The 18,106-nt window shown below is 72.9% G+C and carries 18 protein-coding genes; 5 read left to right on the top strand and 13 right to left on the bottom strand.

Annotated elements, in window-relative coordinates; all coding sequences use genetic code 11:
- Positions 1 to 8: 8 nt before the first annotated feature.
- Together FHX53_RS00780 and FHX53_RS00775 are read right to left on the bottom strand one after the other, a co-directional pair.
- Entirely contained in the window at positions 9 to 1,010 is a 1,002-nt protein-coding gene (locus FHX53_RS00780; RefSeq protein ID WP_182489285.1) for a TIGR03557 family F420-dependent LLM class oxidoreductase, read from the bottom strand.
- Positions 1,011 to 1,261: 251 nt separating this feature from the next.
- Positions 1,262 to 2,230 (bottom strand): NAD(P)-dependent alcohol dehydrogenase, encoded by a 969-nt coding sequence (locus FHX53_RS00775; RefSeq protein ID WP_182489283.1) that lies wholly within the window; start codon positions 2,228 to 2,230, stop codon positions 1,262 to 1,264.
- Between the two features lie 103 nt (positions 2,231 to 2,333).
- Here FHX53_RS00775 and FHX53_RS00770 point away from each other — a divergent pair, with 103 nt between their 5' ends.
- Both FHX53_RS00770 and FHX53_RS00765 read left to right on the top strand, forming a co-directional pair.
- Positions 2,334 to 3,113, top strand: a complete 780-nt coding sequence (locus FHX53_RS00770; protein ID WP_182489281.1) for a TetR/AcrR family transcriptional regulator — start codon at positions 2,334 to 2,336, stop codon at positions 3,111 to 3,113.
- Positions 3,114 to 3,517: 404 nt separating this feature from the next.
- Positions 3,518 to 3,781, top strand: a complete 264-nt coding sequence (locus tag FHX53_RS00765; RefSeq protein WP_182489279.1) for a hypothetical protein — start codon at positions 3,518 to 3,520, stop codon at positions 3,779 to 3,781.
- A gap of 131 nt (positions 3,782 to 3,912) precedes the next feature.
- On the opposite strand, the gene coaD is transcribed toward FHX53_RS00765, so the two are convergent.
- The 3 genes from coaD to FHX53_RS00750 all read right to left on the bottom strand — a co-directional run bounded on the left by coaD (position 3,913) and on the right by FHX53_RS00750 (position 7,445).
- On the bottom strand, positions 3,913 to 4,401 hold the full coding sequence (coaD, locus tag FHX53_RS00760; protein WP_182489277.1) for a pantetheine-phosphate adenylyltransferase: 489 nt from the start codon (positions 4,399 to 4,401) through the stop codon (positions 3,913 to 3,915).
- Positions 4,402 to 4,435: 34 nt separating this feature from the next.
- Positions 4,436 to 5,125 carry an endonuclease/exonuclease/phosphatase family protein gene (locus FHX53_RS00755; RefSeq protein WP_182489275.1) on the bottom strand — a complete coding sequence of 230 codons (690 nt, stop codon included), beginning with the start codon at positions 5,123 to 5,125 and terminating at the stop codon, positions 4,436 to 4,438.
- A 112-nt stretch (positions 5,126 to 5,237) separates the two neighbouring features.
- On the bottom strand, positions 5,238 to 7,445 hold the full coding sequence (locus FHX53_RS00750) for a DEAD/DEAH box helicase (protein WP_182489273.1): 2,208 nt from the start codon (positions 7,443 to 7,445) through the stop codon (positions 5,238 to 5,240).
- 66 nt (positions 7,446 to 7,511) lie between these two features.
- Between FHX53_RS00750 and rsmD the strand changes: the two genes are divergently transcribed.
- A complete protein-coding gene (rsmD, locus tag FHX53_RS00745; protein ID WP_182489271.1) occupies positions 7,512 to 8,171 on the top strand; it encodes a 16S rRNA (guanine(966)-N(2))-methyltransferase RsmD in 660 nt (219 codons plus the stop codon).
- On the opposite strand, the gene FHX53_RS00740 is transcribed toward rsmD, so the two are convergent.
- Positions 8,168 to 8,593: a putative immunity protein gene (locus FHX53_RS00740; protein ID WP_182489269.1), complete on the bottom strand. Its 426-nt coding sequence runs from the start codon at positions 8,591 to 8,593 to the stop codon at positions 8,168 to 8,170. The genes rsmD and FHX53_RS00740 overlap by 4 nt on opposite strands.
- A gap of 101 nt (positions 8,594 to 8,694) precedes the next feature.
- The gene (gene thiL / locus FHX53_RS00735; RefSeq protein ID WP_182489267.1) at positions 8,695 to 9,738 is read right to left on the bottom strand and encodes a thiamine-phosphate kinase; all 1,044 of its coding nucleotides are present in this window, start codon (positions 9,736 to 9,738) and stop codon (positions 8,695 to 8,697) included.
- Between the two features lie 80 nt (positions 9,739 to 9,818).
- Between thiL and FHX53_RS00730 the strand changes: the two genes are divergently transcribed.
- Both FHX53_RS00730 and FHX53_RS00725 read left to right on the top strand, forming a co-directional pair.
- Complete coding sequence (locus tag FHX53_RS00730) at positions 9,819 to 10,190, top strand: hypothetical protein (RefSeq protein ID WP_182489265.1); 372 nt, start codon at positions 9,819 to 9,821, stop codon at positions 10,188 to 10,190.
- 295 nt (positions 10,191 to 10,485) lie between these two features.
- Entirely contained in the window at positions 10,486 to 11,022 is a 537-nt protein-coding gene (locus FHX53_RS00725) for a DUF3515 family protein (RefSeq protein ID WP_182489263.1), read from the top strand.
- Between the two features lie 169 nt (positions 11,023 to 11,191).
- On the opposite strand, the gene FHX53_RS00720 is transcribed toward FHX53_RS00725, so the two are convergent.
- The 6 genes from FHX53_RS00720 to murA form a co-directional block, all read right to left on the bottom strand.
- Positions 11,192 to 12,349, bottom strand: coding sequence for a D-alanine--D-alanine ligase family protein (locus FHX53_RS00720; RefSeq protein WP_182489261.1), 1,158 nt, complete (start codon positions 12,347 to 12,349; stop codon positions 11,192 to 11,194).
- Between the two features lie 52 nt (positions 12,350 to 12,401).
- Complete coding sequence (locus tag FHX53_RS00715; protein ID WP_182489259.1) at positions 12,402 to 13,994, bottom strand: Mur ligase family protein; 1,593 nt, start codon at positions 13,992 to 13,994, stop codon at positions 12,402 to 12,404.
- Positions 13,991 to 14,731, bottom strand: a complete 741-nt coding sequence (locus tag FHX53_RS00710; protein ID WP_182489257.1) for an alpha/beta fold hydrolase — start codon at positions 14,729 to 14,731, stop codon at positions 13,991 to 13,993. Before FHX53_RS00710 ends, FHX53_RS00715 begins: the two co-directional genes overlap by 4 nt.
- A gap of 79 nt (positions 14,732 to 14,810) precedes the next feature.
- On the bottom strand, positions 14,811 to 15,839 hold the full coding sequence (locus FHX53_RS00705; protein WP_182490084.1) for an NAD(P)H-dependent glycerol-3-phosphate dehydrogenase: 1,029 nt from the start codon (positions 15,837 to 15,839) through the stop codon (positions 14,811 to 14,813).
- A gap of 46 nt (positions 15,840 to 15,885) precedes the next feature.
- A complete protein-coding gene (locus FHX53_RS00700) occupies positions 15,886 to 16,680 on the bottom strand; it encodes a lysophospholipid acyltransferase family protein (protein ID WP_343050714.1) in 795 nt (264 codons plus the stop codon).
- A 44-nt stretch (positions 16,681 to 16,724) separates the two neighbouring features.
- Positions 16,725 to 18,092: a UDP-N-acetylglucosamine 1-carboxyvinyltransferase gene (murA, locus tag FHX53_RS00695; RefSeq protein ID WP_425488288.1), complete on the bottom strand. Its 1,368-nt coding sequence runs from the start codon at positions 18,090 to 18,092 to the stop codon at positions 16,725 to 16,727.
- Positions 18,093 to 18,106: the final 14 nt, after the last annotated feature.

Here is an 18,106-nt window from a genome sequence, read left to right as displayed (position 1 = left end):
CGTCTCTCCTATCGCGTGAGCTTCGGAAGAACCTCGCGGCCGAACACGTCGAGGAACTCGCGCTGGTTCCGCCCCACATTGTGAAGGTAGACCGCGTCGAAGCCGAGGTCGAGGTGCGCCTGGATGTTCGCGCGGTGCACGTCGGGATCGGCCGAGACGACGACGCGCCGGGCGAAGTCCTCCGGTCGCACGAGCTTGGCGATCTGCTCGAGGTCGAACGGCGAGCGGATGTCGCTCTTCGCGAACCGCATGCCGCCGTTGGGCCACTCGGCGAGCGCGTTCGCCATCGCCTCCTCGTCGGTCGGAGCCCACGACAGGTGCAGGCGCAGAACCCGGGTCGTGGTGGCGAGGTCGCGGCCCGCCTCGCGCGCGCCCTCCTCGAAGCGCTGGAAGAGCATCCCGATGCGGTCGATCGGCGCGGCCTCGATGAGAAGACCGTCGGCGCTGCGCCCGGCCCGCTTGGCCGTCAGGGGGCCGGCGGTCTGGATGAGGATGTCGGGCGCGACCTCGGGCATCGTCCAGAGCCGCGCGGTCTCGAGGCGCACGAAGTCGCCGTCGTGCTTGGTGTCGCGGCCGGCGAGCGAGGCCGCGAAGAGCTTCTTGATGATCGACAGCGCCTCGAACATGCGCGCGATGCGCTCGGCGGGCTCGGGCCAGCGCTCGCCGACGATGTGGTCGCTCATCGCCTCGCCGCTGCCGAGCGCGAGCCAGTGCCGCCCCGGGTACATCGCGGCGAGCGTCGCGGATGCCTGGGCCACCATCGCGGGATGCCACCGGAAGGTCGGCGACACCGGCCCGACTCCCAGCGCCCCGCTCGTCCGTGCTCCCAGCGCGGAGACGACGTTCCAGACGAAGCTCGAGTGCCCCTGCTGCGGCGTCCAGGGCTGGAAGCCCTCCGTCGCGACGGTTCCGGCGAAGCCGTGCTGCTCGGCGAGCGCCGCGAGCTCGATCGCCTCGAGCGGCGCGAACTGCTCGAGCGCGGCGGCGTAGCCGATCTGCGGGGCGGTCATGCCCCCAGTCTGGCGCACGCGGTGCGAGCGCGTGCGGCCCGGATCAGCGTCGGAAGAGCCGTGCGAAGAAGCCGGGCTCGGCTTCGTGGCCCTGGCAGCGCTGCGACTGCGGGACGCCGCGCATCACCTTAGTCACGTGCTGGCCGCAGCCGGTCCAGGTCTTCCTGCCGCACTTTCGGCACGTGGTCTGCTGGCACATCGAGGGGTCTCCTTCGGTCGATCGGACGACCCCAGCATACCCCCGGGGGTATCTACTGCTCGACCGCGAGCAGCACCTTCCCCCGCGCGCGGCGGGACTCCACGTGAGCGACCGCCTCGGCGACGTCGGCGAGCGGGACGACGCGGTCGACCACGACGCGCAGCGCCGTCGTCCCGAGCCAGTCGGCGAGTCGCTGCAGGTCGGCCTGATCGCGCGTCGCGAGCAGCGGGATGACGCGGTGCTCAACGAGCCGGTCGGTGACGAGCGCGCCGGCCATCGTCGCGATGGGCCTGATCCAGAGCCCGCCCGGATCGCCGCAGAGAACGAGCGCGCCCTCGGGCGTGAGCACGCGGCGCAGTTCGCCGATGCCGCGGTCTCCGACGAAGTCGATCACGGCATCGAAGCGCGGGATCCCCCGCACGACATCGTCGACGGCGTAGTCGATCACATCGTCGGCGCCGATGCGCGCGACGAGGGCGAGATTCCGGTTGCTCGTCGTCGCGGTGACGTGCGCGCCGAGGAGCTTCGCGATCTGCACGGCGAACGTTCCGACGCCGCCGGAGCCGCCGTTGATGAGCACGCGATGGCCCCGCTCGACGCCGGCGCGCGTGAGCGCCTGCAACGCGGTGATGCCGGCGACGCCGACGCCGCCCGCGTCGATCGGGTCGAGACCGGCGGGTCGCGCGACGACGACCTCCGCCTTCACGAGGACGCGCTCGGCCCATGCAGCGGCCGCGAAGCCGAGCACGGCGTCGCCGACGCTCCACCGGGTGACGCCCGGTCCGACGGCGTCGACCACGCCGGAGATGTCGCTGCCGAGCACCGGCTTCGCGGGGCGGCGCAGGCCGCGGCCGACGCGAACGATGTACGGCGTGCCGCGCATGGTGTGCCAGTCGAGCGGGTTCACCGAGCTCGCCTGCTGGCGCACGACGACCTCGCCCTCGCCGGGGACGAGATCGGGAACGTCGTCGACGCGCAGGACCTCGGGCCCGCCGTACCCGCGAACGGTGAACGCTCTCATCGTGTTCCTTACGTTGTATGCTTACGACGTAAGGGTGCCGTGGCGACGGTCGCGTGTCAAGGATCGGTTCGGCGGCGTCCCCTGCGACTGCGGAGGAGGCAGGATGGCGAGATCGACGGAGGCGACCCCCGAGCGCGACGAGCGCGCGGGCGCGACCCGCGCATCCCGCCCGCCGCTGACCCGCGAGCGCATCCTGCTCGCCGCTCGCGACCTCGCCGACCGCGAGGGCCTGGCTGCGCTCACGATGCGCCGGCTCGGAGCCGAGCTGGGCGTCGAGGCGATGTCGCTGTACGGGCATGTCCGGGGCAAGGACGACGTGCTCGACGGGCTCGTGGACGTCGTCGTCGGAGACTGGGCGGATCCCCTGCCGGGAAGCGACGACTGGGCGGCAGTGGTGCGCGCGACGATGTCGGTCGCCCACGAAGTGCTGCTCGCGCGGCCCTGGGCCTGCGAGCTCATTGCCGCGCGGCCCGCCGTCGGCCGCAACCGCCTGCGCTTCGCCGAATCGCTGCAGGCCAGGATGCTCGGCGCGGGCTTCTCGCCGCAGCTGGCCCGCCATTCTCTCCACATCATCGACGGCACGATCACGGGCTTCACGCTGCAGGAGCTTCGCCGGGCGACGCTCACGCAGATGGGCGAGGAGGTCGCTGCCGTCGCCCGCGGGGAGCGGCGGGACGAGTACCCCGCGATCACCGCCGTGATCGCCGACGCCGACCACGATCACGCGGCCGAATTCGCCCTCATGACCGATCTCGTCGTCGATGGACTCGAGAGCATGCGCCGCCGGGAAGCGACCGCCCGGTCGACTGATCCGCGACGAGCCGCAGGGGCGGACGCGCCGATCTCCCCGAAATGCTTGCGCTCAGCGCGCGAGGGCCGCTAGGTTTCTCGGGGCCCTGCACGAGGGCCCACGAGACGCCGAAAGGAGGCCAGCATGTTGATCACCACTCTCACGGGAATCTCCCGTATCCGCGCCGGCTTCGTCGGCGTCGTCACCGCCTAACCGCGTCGGTCAGAACGCCGCCGGTTCGACGGTGGCGGCGCTGAAGAAGCCCGACCCGGGCACCGCGCGCTCGCGGTCGTCGGCTCTCGCCGCCGCTCGTCGACCGATGTGCACCTGCGGGTCACCGCCCCGTTTACGGCGAGTCGCTCCGCTCCTCCATGGTGAGGATGCGCCGACGCCGCCGCTCCCCATCCGCCGCCACGAGCGGCGCCCTCGGGCCTCCGCCTGGGCGCGACCGCGCGCTCGGGCGGCTACCCACGCGCAGTGAAGGATCACCACCACTCATGAACACCACCACGACTCGCCCGAGTCACTCGCAGTCGGTGCGTCCGTCGCACCCACGCGGCCGGAGCGTTCCCGCGCGCCGGATCAGCCCGATCGACCGGATCGCCCTGCACGTCGGCGTCGCCCTCGTGCAGTGGAGCCGCCGATCGACCGTCGCCGTGCAGCACGACCGCCGCGCGACGCGCGTCAGCCAGGAGCTCGCCCGCGAGCAGCGTGAGCGAGCGATGCAGCGCACGATGCTGCTGACGCTCATCCCGCGCTGAGCGCGCTCGTGCGCCGCGCATCCCCGCCCCCCGTCTCGGAGGGCTCGATCAGAAGGCCGTCACCGGAGGCTCGCCCCGGTGGCGGCCTTCCGCGTTGCGGGGTCAGGGCGAGCGGGCGAAAAGGGGCCCGGTCAGTCGTCGAAGGAGTGCAGGAACTCCGCGACCGCGCGCGGCACGTACGGCGCGACGTCGCCGCCGAGCGAGGCGACCTGTCGCACGAGTGAGCTCGACACGTGGGCGTGCGCGGGGTCGGGGAGCATGAAGATCGTCTCGACACCCGCGAGATTGCGGTTCACGATCGCCATGGGGGTCTCGTACGCGACGTCGATCTGGCTGCGGATGCCCTTCACGAGCACGGTCGCGCCGACGTCGGTGCAGTAGTCGACGAGTAGGCCGACGCTCCAGCCCGTCACGACGATGCCCGAGGGGAGCGCCCGATCGGCGATCGCCTGCTCGATGAGCGAGACCCGCTGGGCGATCGGCAGCATGGCCGTCTTGCCGGGGTTGTGCACGACGACGACGTGGACCTCGTCGAAGATGCGCGCAGCCCGCTCGATGACGTCGAGATGCCCCAGGGTGACGGGATCGTACGACCCGGGGATGACGGCGACTCTGCTCACGGACCCAGCCTACCGGGGCCGCACCGGGCGGATGCTAAGCGGCCGCCTCCGCCCGCTCGCGGTAGTCGGCGGCGACGAGGATCGGCAGGTGATCGCTCTCGCCCTGCCGGAGGGTGCGAACCGAGTCGATCTCGAGCCCCATGGATGTCGCGAAGTCGAAGTGACCGCGGAAGAACTTGTAGCGGGTGTAGGTGCGCGCGTCGCTCAGCGTCAGGTCGTAGCCGGTGCCGCGGACGTCGGCGCCGAGGAAGTCCTTGAACACGGGGTAGTTGAAGTCGCCCACCATGAGGGTCGGCAGGTCGGCTCCGAAGCCGCGGAGCGCCTCGTGAGCGGCGTGGATCTGCTTGCGCCGCAGCGAGTTGAGCGCCGTGAGCGGCGCGGCGTGGAAGGAGGCCACGACGAGCTCGCGCCCGGTCTCGTGGTCGAGCAGATGCGTTCCGAGCACGCGCTCGTGAGCCGGGGCGGCGATGCGGTCGTGCAGCGACTTCTTGAGCGCGAAGGCGGCTGTCGCGGTCGATTCGAAGCGCTCGCGGTCGTAGTAGACGGCGAGGCCGAGGCGGTTGCGCTTGGTCGCGTCGGCGAGGTGGAGGGGGCCAAGCTCGGCGGGTAGTTGCGCGGTGTCGATCTCCTGCAGGCACACCAGGTGCGGCGAGTGCGCGTCGACGAGGTCGACGAGCTCGCCGATGGCCGCGTGCTTGCGGAGGTTGTAGCTGATGACCTTCATGCGTCCTCCCCCAGTGGAACCCCGTGGGTAACGCTAGTCGACCGCGCGAACCTGATGAGCGCCTTGACGTCGACGACGGCGGATGCCCAGCTCTTGCCGCGAGTCGGCCGCGTCAGTTCTTCTCGAGGTACGCGCGCGCCTCGTCGTCGAGCCGGCGGTCGAGCGCGTCGCGCAGCGCGGGCATGCTCACCAGCTGCGGATCGTGCTCGAGCAGGAGCGCCGCGGCCTCGCGCGCATCCCCGATCACATCGCCGTCCTTCGCCACCCGAAGCAGCCGCAGGCTCGACCGGCCGCCGCTCTGCGTCGCGCCGAGCACGTCGCCCTCGCGGCGTAGCTCGAGGTCGATCGAGGCGAGCTCGAACCCGTCGAGGGTCGACGCGACCGCCTCGACGCGCTCGCGGGCGAGGCTGCCCTGCTCGGCGGCGGTGACGAACAGGCACAGGCCAGGCACGCCGCCGCGGCCGACGCGACCGCGCAGCTGGTGCAGCTGGCTCACGCCGAAGCGGTCGGCCTCGACGACGACCATCGTCGAGGCGTTCGGCACGTCGACGCCGACCTCGATGACGGTCGTCGCGACGAGCACGTCGATCTCGCCGGCGGCGAAGGCGCGCATCGTCGCATCCTTCTCGTCGGTCGACATGCGGCCGTGGAGGGGCTCGACCCGTCGCCCCGCGAGCGCGGGATGTGATCGCAGCAGGGGCGTCAGCTCGGCGACCGATGCGGGCGGGCGGGGCGGGGCATCCGCCCCAGCCGCCGGGTCGCCGTCGGCGCCGCGCGAACCGGCCGCCTCGGCGTCGGGCTCGAGCGCGTCGGGGTCGTCCTCCGGGGTCGTCGGGTCGATCGCGGGCACGACGACGAAGCCCTGGCGGCCCTGCGCGAGCTCCTCGCCGAGTCGTTGCCAGACGCGGTGCCACAGCTCGCGGCGCTCGGCGAGCGGCACGACGTGACTCACGATCGGGATGCGCCCGGCCGGCAGCGTCGCGATCGTCGAGACGTCGAGGTCGCCGAAGACTGTCATCGCGACCGTGCGCGGAATCGGCGTCGCGGTGAGCACGAGCACGTGCGGCGGCACGCTGCCCTTGCGGCGCAGGGTCTCGCGCTGCTCGACTCCGAAGCGGTGCTGCTCGTCGACGACGACGAGGCCGAGGTCGGCGAACTGGACCTTGTCGCCCAAGAGCGCGTGCGTGCCGACGACGATGCGGGATGCCCCGCTCGCGATCGCGAGGAGCGTCGCGCGGCGCTCCCCTGCGCTCAGCTGCCCCGTCAAGAGCACCGGGCGCATCCTGGCCGCGCGGTCGGGGCCGAGCACGCTCACGATGGAGCGCAGGTGCTGGGCCGCGAGCACCTCCGTCGGGGCGAGCAGCGCGCTCTGCCCGCCATCCTCCGCGACGGTGAGCATCGCCCGCACGGCGACGAGCGTCTTGCCCGAGCCCACCTCTCCCTGCACGAGCCGGTTCATCGGCACGGGCGAGGCGAGGTCCCGCTCGACCTCCTGGCCGACGAGCTCCTGGTCGGCGGTGAGGGTGAACGGCAGCCCGGCGTCGAACTCGGCGAGCTCGGCGCCCGGGATGCGCGGCGTCGCGGGCTGCTCCCGCAGCAGGGCGCGACGCTGCAGGAGAGCCACCTGCAGCAGGAACGCCTCGTGGAAGCGCAGGGTGTCGCGGGCGCGGCGCCACTGCCGGTCGTCCTCCGGCCGGTGGATCCACTCGAGGGCGGTCGCGTGGTCGAGCAGCTCGCGCTCGGCGCGCACCTCGGCGGGGATGGGGTCGTCGAGCGGCCCGAGCGTGTCGAGCGCGACGGCGATCGCCTTCTGCAGCTGCCAGCTCGCGACGGTCGACGTCGCCGGGTAGATCGGGATCGGCTGCATCGCCCACTTCTGCACGGTCGGTCCGGAGTCGCGCTCGTCGCCCGCCTCGAACAGCTCATAGTCGGGGTGGGCGAGCTGCCGGATGCCGCGGTACTCGCCGACCTTTCCCGCGAAGATGCCGCGACGGCCCTTCACGAGGTCGGCCTTGCGCCAGGCCTGGTTGAAGAACGTCAGGGCGAGGATGCCCCGGCCGTCGCCGATCGTCACCTCCAGAATGCTCCCCCGGCGCGCCCGCATCATCCGCTCGGTGACGCTCAGGATCTCGGCGACGATCGTCACCGACTCGTTCACCTGCAGCTCGCTCAGGGCGGTGAGCTCGCCGCGCCGGGCGTAGCGGCGCGGGACGTGCGCGAGCAGATCGCCGACCGTCGACATGCCGAACGCCTTGCTCAGCGACTTCGCGCTGCGGTCGCCCAGCACCGAGACGAGCTTCGCGTCGAGGGGGCCGGTCACGGTCACTACGCTAGCCGCGCGCGCCGACGGCACCGATCGCGCCGTGCTGGAGGCTACCGTGGAGCCGTGACGCGCATCATCGCCGGGTTCGCCGGGTCTCTCACCCTGAAGGTGCCGAGCGCCGGCACGCGCCCCACCTCCGATCGCGTGCGCGAGGCGATCTTCAGCTCGCTGCAGGCGCGCGACCTCATCGACGGGTCGCGCGTGCTCGACCTCTACGCCGGGTCGGGGGCGCTCGGGCTCGAGGCCGCGTCGCGCGGGGCCGCGTCGGTGCTGCTCGTCGAGCGCAGCTACGCAGCGGTGCAGGTCTGTCGGCGCAACGCCGCGCTCGTGGAGCAGCGGGCTCCGCGCGGGTCGAGCCCGAGCATCCAGGTCAGCGGGAAGCCGGTGCAGTCGTACCTGACCTCCACGCCCGGCGAGTGGGATCTCGTCTTCATCGACCCGCCGTACGAGCTCGGCGGGCTCGAGCTCGACCACGTGCTCGCCGCGCTCGTGCCCCGATTGGCGGCGGATGCCGTGGTCGTCCTCGAACGCTCGTCGCGGACTGCCGTGCCGGCCTGGCCGTCGGGGCTCGAGCTGGAGCGGCGCTCCGACTACGGCGAGACCGCGATCTTCTGGCTCGCGGCGACCAGGGAGGTCGCCGGCGGGGGCGAGGCCGAGGTCGCCCACGAGGGCGTCGGCACGGTCGCGGGCGACGGCGAGCGCGACGCCCGGGTAGAACCCTAGGCCGTCTGCCGGTCGAGCTCGCGCTGCGACTGCCGCGTGACGGCGGCGAGCAGCTCGGCCTCGATCGCCGCGCGCTGCCAGCACCGCTCATCGGACGGGTCCGCAGCCGCGCGCGCCGCGTAGTCGGCGGCGTGCGGAGCGTGCGTCGGCAGGTGGGCGGTCGCCGCGGCGTGCCCGGCGGCGCGCGCGGCGGCATCGGCCGCGGCCGCGCACGCCGACTCGCGGGCAGCGGCATGGGCGAGGAACGAGATCTCGCGCGCCGCCTGCACCGTGATCGCCCCGTTCGCCCAGGCGCGAGCGGCGGCGATCGCCGCACGCGGCCGCGGGTCGTCGGGATGCTCGGCCTCGAAGAGGGGGAGAGCGCGCTCGGCGCACGCGGCGGCCCACCGAGCGAGCTCGCGGTGCTCGTGCGGACTGATCACGGTTCGACCCCCTGCTCCGGCTCCGCCCCCGGTGGCGAGCGCCTCATCACCTGGTCTATGTCGGAACGCGGCCCGTTCTTACATCGGAGCGGCGATTCGCCTCAGTCCGCCTCGCCGCTCCACTCCGTGAACGGATCCCATCCGCCGCGCTCGTCGACCACGTGACCGTCGACGAGCACCGCCGGTCGCCCACCCGCGTGCTCGTCGAGCGCGACGACGATGCCGACAGCCGAGAATCCCGCGGGCAGCGTCACGCTCGGCGGGAAGGTCGCGAGCAGGGAGTGGTCCTCCCCGCCGGTCAGCGCGAGCACGCCCGTGCCGTGGGCGGCGAGCGCCCGACCGTCGAGGTCGATCACGACACCGCTCGCGCGCGCCACGCGTCGGGCGTCGAGCGCGAGCCCGTCGCTCAGGTCGAGCATCGCGGTCGCGCCCGCGATCGCGGCGGCGGCGCCGTCCGCGATCGGCGGGTGCGGCGCGAGCTGGGCGGCGATGGGCACGGGATGCTCGGAGCGCAGTCGAGCGGCCGCCGCGGCATCCGGCGCCCCCGTCTCGTCGACGCCGCGCTCGAACAGCAGCGCGAGACCCTGAGCGGCGAGCCCCAGGGGGCCGGAGACCGCGACGACGTCACCCGGCCGCGCGCCGTCTCGCCGCACGGGCGGGCGCCCCTCGAGGTCGCCGAACGCCGTCACCGCGATCGTGAGGGTGTGCGAGACGCTCAAGTCGCCGCCGACGACGCCGCAGCCGGGTGCGAGCGCCGCGCACGCCTCGGCGAGCCCGCCGGCGAAGGCCTCGAGGTCGGCGACCGGCGTCTCGGCGGGCGCGGCGAGGGCGACGACGAGGCCGGTGGGTCGGGCTCCCATGGCGGCGACATCGCTCAGGTTGGTGGCGGCGGCCTTCCAGCCCAGGTCGTGCATCGACGACCAGGCGAGCCGGAAGTCGGGGCCGTGGATCATCATGTCGGTCGTCACCACGACGCGGCCGTCGGGGGCCCTCAGAACGGCGGCGTCGTCGCCCGGGCCGAGCTCGGTGACCGCGCTCGCGGGCAGGCGCGGGATGATGCGGGCGAGCGCGGCGAGCTCGCCGATGGAGCCGAGGGTGTCGGAGGCGCCACCGTGCGGGTCGGGCGCAGGCTCGGCGGAGGGCATGGCGTCCACGCTAGCCTGGCCCGCGCGCGTCGGAGCGGAGCCGGCGCGGGAGAGGACCCCATGACGACGGAGCGCCTGCCGTGACCCCCGAGCGTCTGCGATCGGCGGCGCGCGTGCTGCTGACCCTCGCCGCGATCGGCGCGGTGCTCGTGATCGGGGCGCAGCTCGTGGCTCCCCCGCTTGCGGTGACCGCCCCCGTGCGCACCGCGATCGACGGCGTGCGGTTCGTCGGGCCGCCCCTCGCGCTCATGCTCGGACTGCTCGCGCTGCTGCGGGCGCGCCGACTCGAGCGCCGCGCCCGCACCGGCGGCGGCGCAGCGGCTCCCGAGCGGGAGCGGGCCGACGTGATCTTCCGCGGGCTGATCGCGGCGGCTCTCGTGCTCATGGGGCTCGGCGTGCTGAGCGCCCTGTGGAGCTCGCTCGTGCTGAGGGCCGGGGCGCTCCTGCCGTAGTCGCGCGCGCCGCCGGGCCGTGCGGCCCGCGCCATGCCGCCCGTGCGGCCCGCGCCGTGCCGCGCCATGCCGCCCGTGCCGCCCGCGCCGCCCGCGCTGCGCCGCCCGCGCCGCGCGCCCGCCCCTGTTCGCTCATTCGGAGTCGGACGTGTGCAATCCGGCGTGTCGCCCGCGCCGACAGCGCGTCGCCGCTCCGCGTCCGGGCGACGGTGCACGCGGCGGCGACCCACGGGCGCGGGACCGGCCGCGCGGCTCGCGGCCGCCGCGGAGGCGCGCCGCGGTAGCGTGGTGACCGATGTCGACCCGCAGCCGTCCTGCCCGCGCGAGGCGGGCATCCGTCGCCCTGATCGCGAGCGCTCCGCTCGTGCTCGCGGCGTGCGCGGGAACCGTCAACCTCGATGCGGCCCCGGAGTCGAACGCCTACGGGTGCGCCGAGATCTCGGTGCGCCTGCCCGACGAGATCGCCGGGCTCGACCGCCGCGCCACCAACGCGCAGGCGACCGCCGCGTGGGGAGACCCGGCGGCCGTCATCTACCGCTGCGGGCTGCCGGCGCCCGGCCCGAGCGAGCTGCCGTGCTTCACCGTCGACGGCGTCGACTGGCTGCTCGACGAGTCCGACGCCCCCCGGTACGTCTTCACGACCTACGGCCGCGAGCCGGCGACCGAGGTCATCGTCGACAACGACGTGGTCAGGGGCCCGGATGCCCTGCGCCCGGTGAGCACCGCCGTCGCGTCGACCGAGCCGACCACGCGGTGCCTCGCCGCGACCGACGTGTTCGGCGGCGGCACCGTCGCTCCTGACGACGGCGCCGACGACCCCGCGGACGAGTAGCGCCGGCGACGCGCGCGAGTGCCGTCGCGCGTCTGCCCGACCGACTGCCGTCGACGACACGCGGCGAAGTGCGGCCCACCATCGGGGGGTCGTGCCGGCCTGTCGGTCTGGCGGACTGCTCCCCCGCGACGACACGCCGCGCAGGGCGCGTCCGGCCTCGGCTCGGGCGCTACGCGCGCGGCCCGTCGAGCCCGACGAGCTTGCCCGCGATGCCGCCCGCGGCACGCAGCGCGGCCCCGCCGCCGAAGCCGGCCTGCGGGAAGACGACGCGCTTGTCGCGCGCTTCGACGATCGCGTCGACGAGCACCTCGGCCGCCGGCCGCTGCGGCGCCCACAGGTAGAGAGACAGCGCGCCGGGGATCGAGTTCACCTCGTTCACGAACAGCTCGCCCGTCGCCTCGTCGAGCAGGAGGTCGACGCGCACGACGCCCGTGAGGCGCGTGACGTCGGCGACGCGGGCCGCGAGGTCGCGCGCCGTCTCGTGCACGCTCTCCGCGACCTCGGCGGGAAACTCGCGCGGTGCGCTCGACAGGCCGGCCTCGGCTCCGGTGCCGCCGGCGAGGTACTTCTCGGCGTACGAGTAGAGCGCGCTCTGGCGCTCGCCGCGCAACGGCTTCTCGAGCTGCGTGATCTCGAGCTCGGGGTGCGTGCGGAACGAGATGTTGAGGTCGACGAGCTCGGGCCGATAGGGCTCGAGCACGGCGCCGTTGCGCAAGTGGACGCTCGCGCCAGCGAGTGCGCGCGCGGCCTCGATGTCGTCGGCGATCTCGATGCCGATCGACGAGCCGCCGAAACGCGGCTTGACGATGTACGGCCCGCCGAAGCCGGGCTCGCGCAGAGTCGATACGGCCTCGCGCGGCAGCGAGGGGATGCCCGCGGCCGTCATGAGGCCCCCGAACGCGAGCTTGTCCATGCCCACGGCCCCGGCGAAGAGCGTCGACCCGGTGGCGGGGATGCCCAGCAGCGAGAAGACCGCTGCGGCCCCGCCGCCCTCGCCGACACCGCCGTGCAGGCACAGGAGGGACGCCTCGAGCTCGAGCCTCTCGGCGCCGAACTTCTTGCGGCGGTACAGACCAGGCTCGCCGGAGAGCCTCACCTCGAGCGCGACCGAGTCGCGCGGCGCGCCCTCGAGATAGTCCTTCGCCTCTGTCGCGACGGGCACCCGGAACCACTCGCCCGTGGGCGACCAGTAGATCGGCACGACGGCGTGGCCCGCGGCGGTGAGCACGCGCTCGGCCTGCAGGCCGGTGAGGATGGAGATCTCGTGCTCGGGGCTGGGCCCTCCGAAGACGACGGCCCACGGTGCGGACTGCGCGGCAGCGCTCATGATTCCCCTGTCATGTCGTGCGCCGCGGCGTGGCCCCTCCCCGGGCGGCGACTCACGGGTAGTGGTCGGGGAGGTCGTTCTCGTAGAGGATAACGCCCCGGTCGGCGGCGGCTCGGACGGCGTCGGCGACCGCGGCGTCGCGCGAGTCGACCGCGTGGGCACCCTCGCCGTAGCCCTCGAGGAGGGCGGCGCGGTTGGTGCGGCCGACGGCGTAGAGCGTCGCGCCTGCGGCCTTGATCGCCGCGCCGAACGCGCGGTTGCGCTCGGCCTGGACGGGCCCGAGCTCGACCATGCCGGGCGTCACGACGACGAGTCCGCCGCCCCGCTCGGCGGCGAGGACCGCAGCGCCCTCGAGAGCGCGATGCGCCCCGACGGGGTTGGAATTGTAAGTGTCGTCGACGATGAGCGCGCCGCTCGGAGCCTGCTGCACCTCGGCGCGGTGCTGCGAGCCGGGAAGATCGGAAAGTCGGCCGGCGATCGTCGCGACGGGGACATCCGCCGCGAGGGCGATGCCCGCCGCGACCGCGATGTTGATCGCGTGGCCGGTGCTCGAGATCGTGACGGGCGCGGGCGCGGCGTCGCGCCCGATGCGGATGGTCGCCGCGCCGCTCGCGGAGGCCTCGTCGGCTCCCGTCGCGTCGAGCACGACGTCGGCGTCGGCCCCGGGCAGCAGCGACACGGTCACGACGCGCTTGCCGGCGGCCGCGCACTCCTCGGCGAGGCGGGCGAGGCGCGGGTCGTCGATCGGGAGCACGACCGTCCGCGCGCGCTCGGTGATCTCTGCCTTGGCGCGGAAGATCACGTCGGTCGAGCGCATCCGCTGCAGGTGCGCCTCGCCGATGACGGTGATCGCGGCGATGTCGGGCGGGAAGTGCGTCGACAGCTGGCGGATCTCTCCCGCACCGAAGATGCCCATCTCGGCGACGAAGATCTCGGTGCCGGGAACGAGCTTGTCGTTGACGGCGCGCGAGAGGCCCAGGCGGTTGTTGAAGGATGCCGGGCTCGCGACGGTCGTGTACGTGGCCGACAGCAGGTGGGCGACGTAGTTCTTCGTGCTCGTCTTGCCGTACGACCCGGTGATCGCGACCACGCGCGGCTTGACCTGATCGAGGCGCTTGCGCGCCTGCTCGACGAACCGCTTCGAGCCGGCCTTCTCGATCGGGGCCGTGATCGCGAGCGCCAGATCGGTGAGGGGGGCGCTCAGGAGCAGGACGAGCGCGGGCCCCGCGGCGCCGAGGAGCGCGGCGAGGGCGATCGCGAGCACGAGGTGCACGGCGACCCACGCGGCGAGAAGCCGCTTGACCCGATCGGTGAGCACGAACTTCGCGGAGGTGCCGCGCGGCTTCAGACCGACCGGCAGGAGGGCGATCAGCACGATCGCGACGAGGGCCGCGATCGCGAAGGACGAGCCGGCTCCGGTCGAGGCGATGCCGATCGCGGCGACGACGACCAGAAGGGTTGCGACGGCCGCGCCGAGCAGCGTAACCGGCTCTCGGCTGAGCCACAGCCCGGCCATGCGCGACACCCAGGTCGGCACGTAGTGCTCGCGCTGCGCGACGCGCAGCCAGCGGGCGGCGACGGGCACGGCGGCGACGACCGCCAGGCCGAGCGCCACGAGTGTGAACGGCGAGGTCAGCAGGGTCATGCGGTGCGATCCAGTTCGTCGAGGAAGGTCAGGAGCTCCTCGCGCACGGCGAGCTCGAGGTCGCCCGTGAGCAGGTGCTCGGTGCCGCTGACGACCCGGAAGCTCGCGTCGCAGCGCTGGGCGGCGACGCGACCGGCGTCGGTCGGGGCGGCGGTGTCGTTCTCGCCCCACACCATGCGCACGGGGCACGTCACCGCGGCGAGGTCGTCGTCGTAGTTCTCGCCGACGGTCTTCACGAGGACGCCGCGCATGACGCCCTGGGCGGCGCGGTAGTCGGCGGATCCGCGCCGATTGCGCAGGGCATCCATGCGCTCGTCGCTCAGGAGGCCGGCACCGTTGGCCCAGCGAGCGATGCGGTACGAGAGCGGCGGGGCTGCGGGCGCGGCGAGCCGGACGAGCGGGGCGCCCGTGAGCAGGAGCCCGCGCACGAGCTCGGGGCGCCGCGCGGCGAGGCGCACGGCCACTCGGCCGCCGAACGAGTGGCCGACGATCACGACGGGCGCATACGCGGCGATCGCCTCGGCGACGAGTTCGGCGTACTCCTCGGTTCCCCACACCTCGTCAGGTGCCGGGGCCGGGCCGAAGCCCGGCAGGTGCAGGCTCACGGCGTCGAGACCGGAGACGATCGTCTGGAAGTCGGTGCCGTCGCGCCCCCAGCCGTGGAGGGCGACGACGCGCGGAGGCGTCGCTCCTGTCTTCTCGGCGAGGACGCGGCCGCCAGCCAGCGAGGTGATCACGCGTTCAGCCTACCGTCAGGCATCCCCCGAACAGGGGTCAGGATGCGGCGCGCTCGCGCACCGTCCGGTTCCACGGGCCTCACTCGCCCTGCGGCTCGTCGCTGTCGGTCGCCAGATGCGGGGCCAGCTCGCGCGGGTCAAGCGTCCCGTCGAGCACCCGCGCCACCTGCGCGACGATCGGCATGTGCACGCCGCGCTGACAGGCGAGCTCGAGAATCGGACCGACAGACGACAGACCCTCGGCCGTCTGGTTCATCTGCGCGATCACCTCGGTGAAGGCGTAGCCCTGGCCGAGCAGCCGGCCGGCGGTGTTGTTACGAGAGAGCTTCGACTCGCACGTCGCGATGAGGTCGCCGAGCCCCGCGAGCCCCGACATCGTCTCCGGCCGCGCGCCGTAGGCGACGGCGAAGTGCGTGAGCTCGACGAGGCCGCGCGTGATGATCGACGCCTTCGTGTTCTCGCCGTATCCCACGCCGTCGGCGATGCCCACCGCGACGGCGATGAGGTTCTTCAGCACACCGCCGAACTCGGTGCCGATGACGTCGGTGTTGACGAACGAGGCGAAGTACTCGTTGGTCGACGCGGCGGCCACGGCGACCGCCGTCTCCCGACTCGAGCTCGCGACCACGGCCGCAGTCGGCTGCCTCTTCGCGATCTCGAGCGCGAGGTTCGGTCCGCTGACGACGGCGATGCGATCGGGGTCGACCTGAAGCTCGGAGGCGATGACCTCGCTCATGCGACGGCCCGTGCCTCTCTCGACGCCCTTCATGAGACTCACGATCGGCACATCGGGCGGCACGATGTCGCGGATCGAGTGCAGGTTCGAGCGCAGGGACTGGCTCGGCACCGAAAGGTAGACCTGCTGGGCGCCGGCGAGCACGCGCTCGAGCGAGTCGTGCGCGCGCAGGTTCGGCGGCAGATTGATGCCGGGCAGGTAGTCGCTGTTGCGGTGCGTCTCAGTGATCTCCTGGGCGACCTCGCGTCGGCGGGCCCACAGGACGACGTCGCTGCCGCCGTCGGCGAGCAGCTTCGCGAACGTCGTGCCCCAGGAACCGGCGCCGAGGACGGCGATGCGGAGGGCATCCGGCTCGATCTGGGCGAGCGGCAGGCGCAGCGCCTCGGTCAGCGGCGGATGCTCGCGCGCGGGCGTCACGTCACTCAAAACGGCCGGTCTCCTTCTGATTGTTCTTCACTGGATCCCACCGCTCAGCCGGCGGCGTCTCGCCGCGCAGATCGCCGAGGAGGGCGGCGATCGCGCTCATGACGCGCTCGGTGCCCTCGGCGAGGACTGCCTGGTCGATCGGGCGGCCCATGAGGTCGCTCAGGTCGACGGGGTCGCCGATCTTGCACACGATGCGCTTGCGCGGGACGAAGCTGATCTTCTTCGAGTAGCGGGCCATGATCTGCTGCGTACCCCAGTGGGCGGCGGGGATGATGGGGACGCCCGCGGTGAGCGCCATCCGCACCGCGCCCGTCTTGCCGCGCATCGGCCACAGGTCGGGATCGCGCGTGAGCGTTCCCTCCGGGTAGATGATCACGGCGAGCTCCTTGTCGACGAGCTGCTTCGCGGCCTTGAGCGGGTCGGCGGAGCGGCCGCCGCCCTCGCGCTCGACGGGGATCTGCCCGGAGGCGCGCAGGATCGCGCCGACGATGGGATTCTTGAAGACGCTCGACTTCGCGAGGAAGCGCGGCACGCGCCCGAGCCCCCAGACGAATCGGCCCATGACGACCGGGTCGAACTCGCTGTAGTGGTTCGGCGAGAGGATGAACGCGCCGCGCTTCGGCAGCTTGTGTCCGTCGATCGTGACGTACTTCGCCATCACCGTGAGGATCGGCAGAAGCAGCGCCGCGAGGAAGTACCAGATCGCCGTCTTCTCGCTCCGCTGCTTCGCGGGCCGGCCGCCGGGGGGCGGAGCCGCAGTCGTGCTCGAGGGGGTGTCGTCGCTCACGGCACCAGGCTAGTCGGTGCTGCGAGCGCGGCCGGGATGCCCGCTCAGGCGAGCTCGAAGTCGGCGCCGAGCTGATCGAGCTTGTCGATGAAGAGCTCGTAGCCGCGGCTGATGATGCCGACGTTGCTGATCGTCGAGGTGCCCTCGGCGGCGAGCGCCGCGATGAGGTGGCTGAAGCCGCCGCGGAGGTCGGGGACCCGGACGTCGGCGCCGTGGAGCGGCGTCGGGCCGGTGATGACGGCTGCCTGCTCCAGCGGTCGGCGGGGCACTCGGCGGGTGATCGACGCGATGCCGCTCTTGTAGACGACGATGTCGGCACCCATCTCGTTGAGCGCCTCGGTGAAGCCGAAGCGGTTCTCGTAGACGGTCTCGTGCACGACCGACTGGCCCTCGGCCTGCGTGAGGGCGACGATGAGCGGCTGCTGCCAGTCGGTCATGAAGCCGGGGTGCACGTCGGTCTCGACCATGACCGGCCGCAACGGCGTGCCCGGATGCCAGAACCGGATGCCGTCCTCCAGCACGTCGAACAGGCCGCCGGCCTTGCGATAGACGTTGAGGAAGGTCATGAGCTCCTGCTGCTGCGCTCCTCCGACGACGATGTCGCCGCGGGTCGCGAGCGCGGCGGACGCCCAGCTCGCGGCCTCGTTGCGGTCGAAGATCGCCGAGTGCAGGTACCCGTGCAGCTTCTCGACGCCCTCGATGACGATGACGCGGTTGGGCTCGACCGAGATGATCGCGCCCATCTTCTGCAGGATGGCGATGAGATCCATGATCTCGGGTTCGATCGCGGCGTTCTTGAGCTCGGTCGTGCCCGTCGCGCGCACGGCGGAGAGCAGAACCTGCTCGGTCGCACCGACGCTCGGGTACGGCAGCTCGATGCGTGCGCCGCTCAGCCCGTTCGGGGCGGTGAGGCGGATGCCGTCGGCGAGCTTCTCGACGGTCGCGCCGAGGGCGCGCAGAGCGTTGAGGTGGAAGTCGATCGGGCGATCGCCGATCTTGCACCCGCCGAGGTCGGGGATGAAGGCTTCGCCGAGCTGGTGCAGCAGAGGGCCGCAGAACAGGATGGGGATGCGGCTCGATCCGGCGTGCGCGTTGATCTCGGCGATGTGGGCGCTCTGGACGTTCGTCGTGTCGAGCAGCAGCTCGCCGGGCGCCTGCTCGGTCACGACGACGCCGTGCGCCTCGAGAAGGCCTCGGACGACGTGGACGTCGCTGATCTCGGGAACCGACTTCAGCGTGCTGGGGTCGTCGGCGAGGAGTGCGGCGACCATCGCCTTCGTGACGAGGTTCTTCGCACCGCGGACCTCGATGCGACCGGTGAGCGGCTTGCCGCCGCGGATCACGATGGTGTCGGAGGTGAGCCCGACGCGTTCTGCAGCCTTCTGCGAGTCGATGTCGAGGGTGCTGGTCACTGAAGCCTCTTCCG

Origin of the sequence: Microcella alkalica (genome assembly GCF_014137945.1) — a bacterium.
GTDB lineage: Bacteria > Actinomycetota > Actinomycetes > Actinomycetales > Microbacteriaceae > Microcella > Microcella alkalica.
This window is presented reverse-complemented; position numbering and strand designations above follow the sequence as displayed.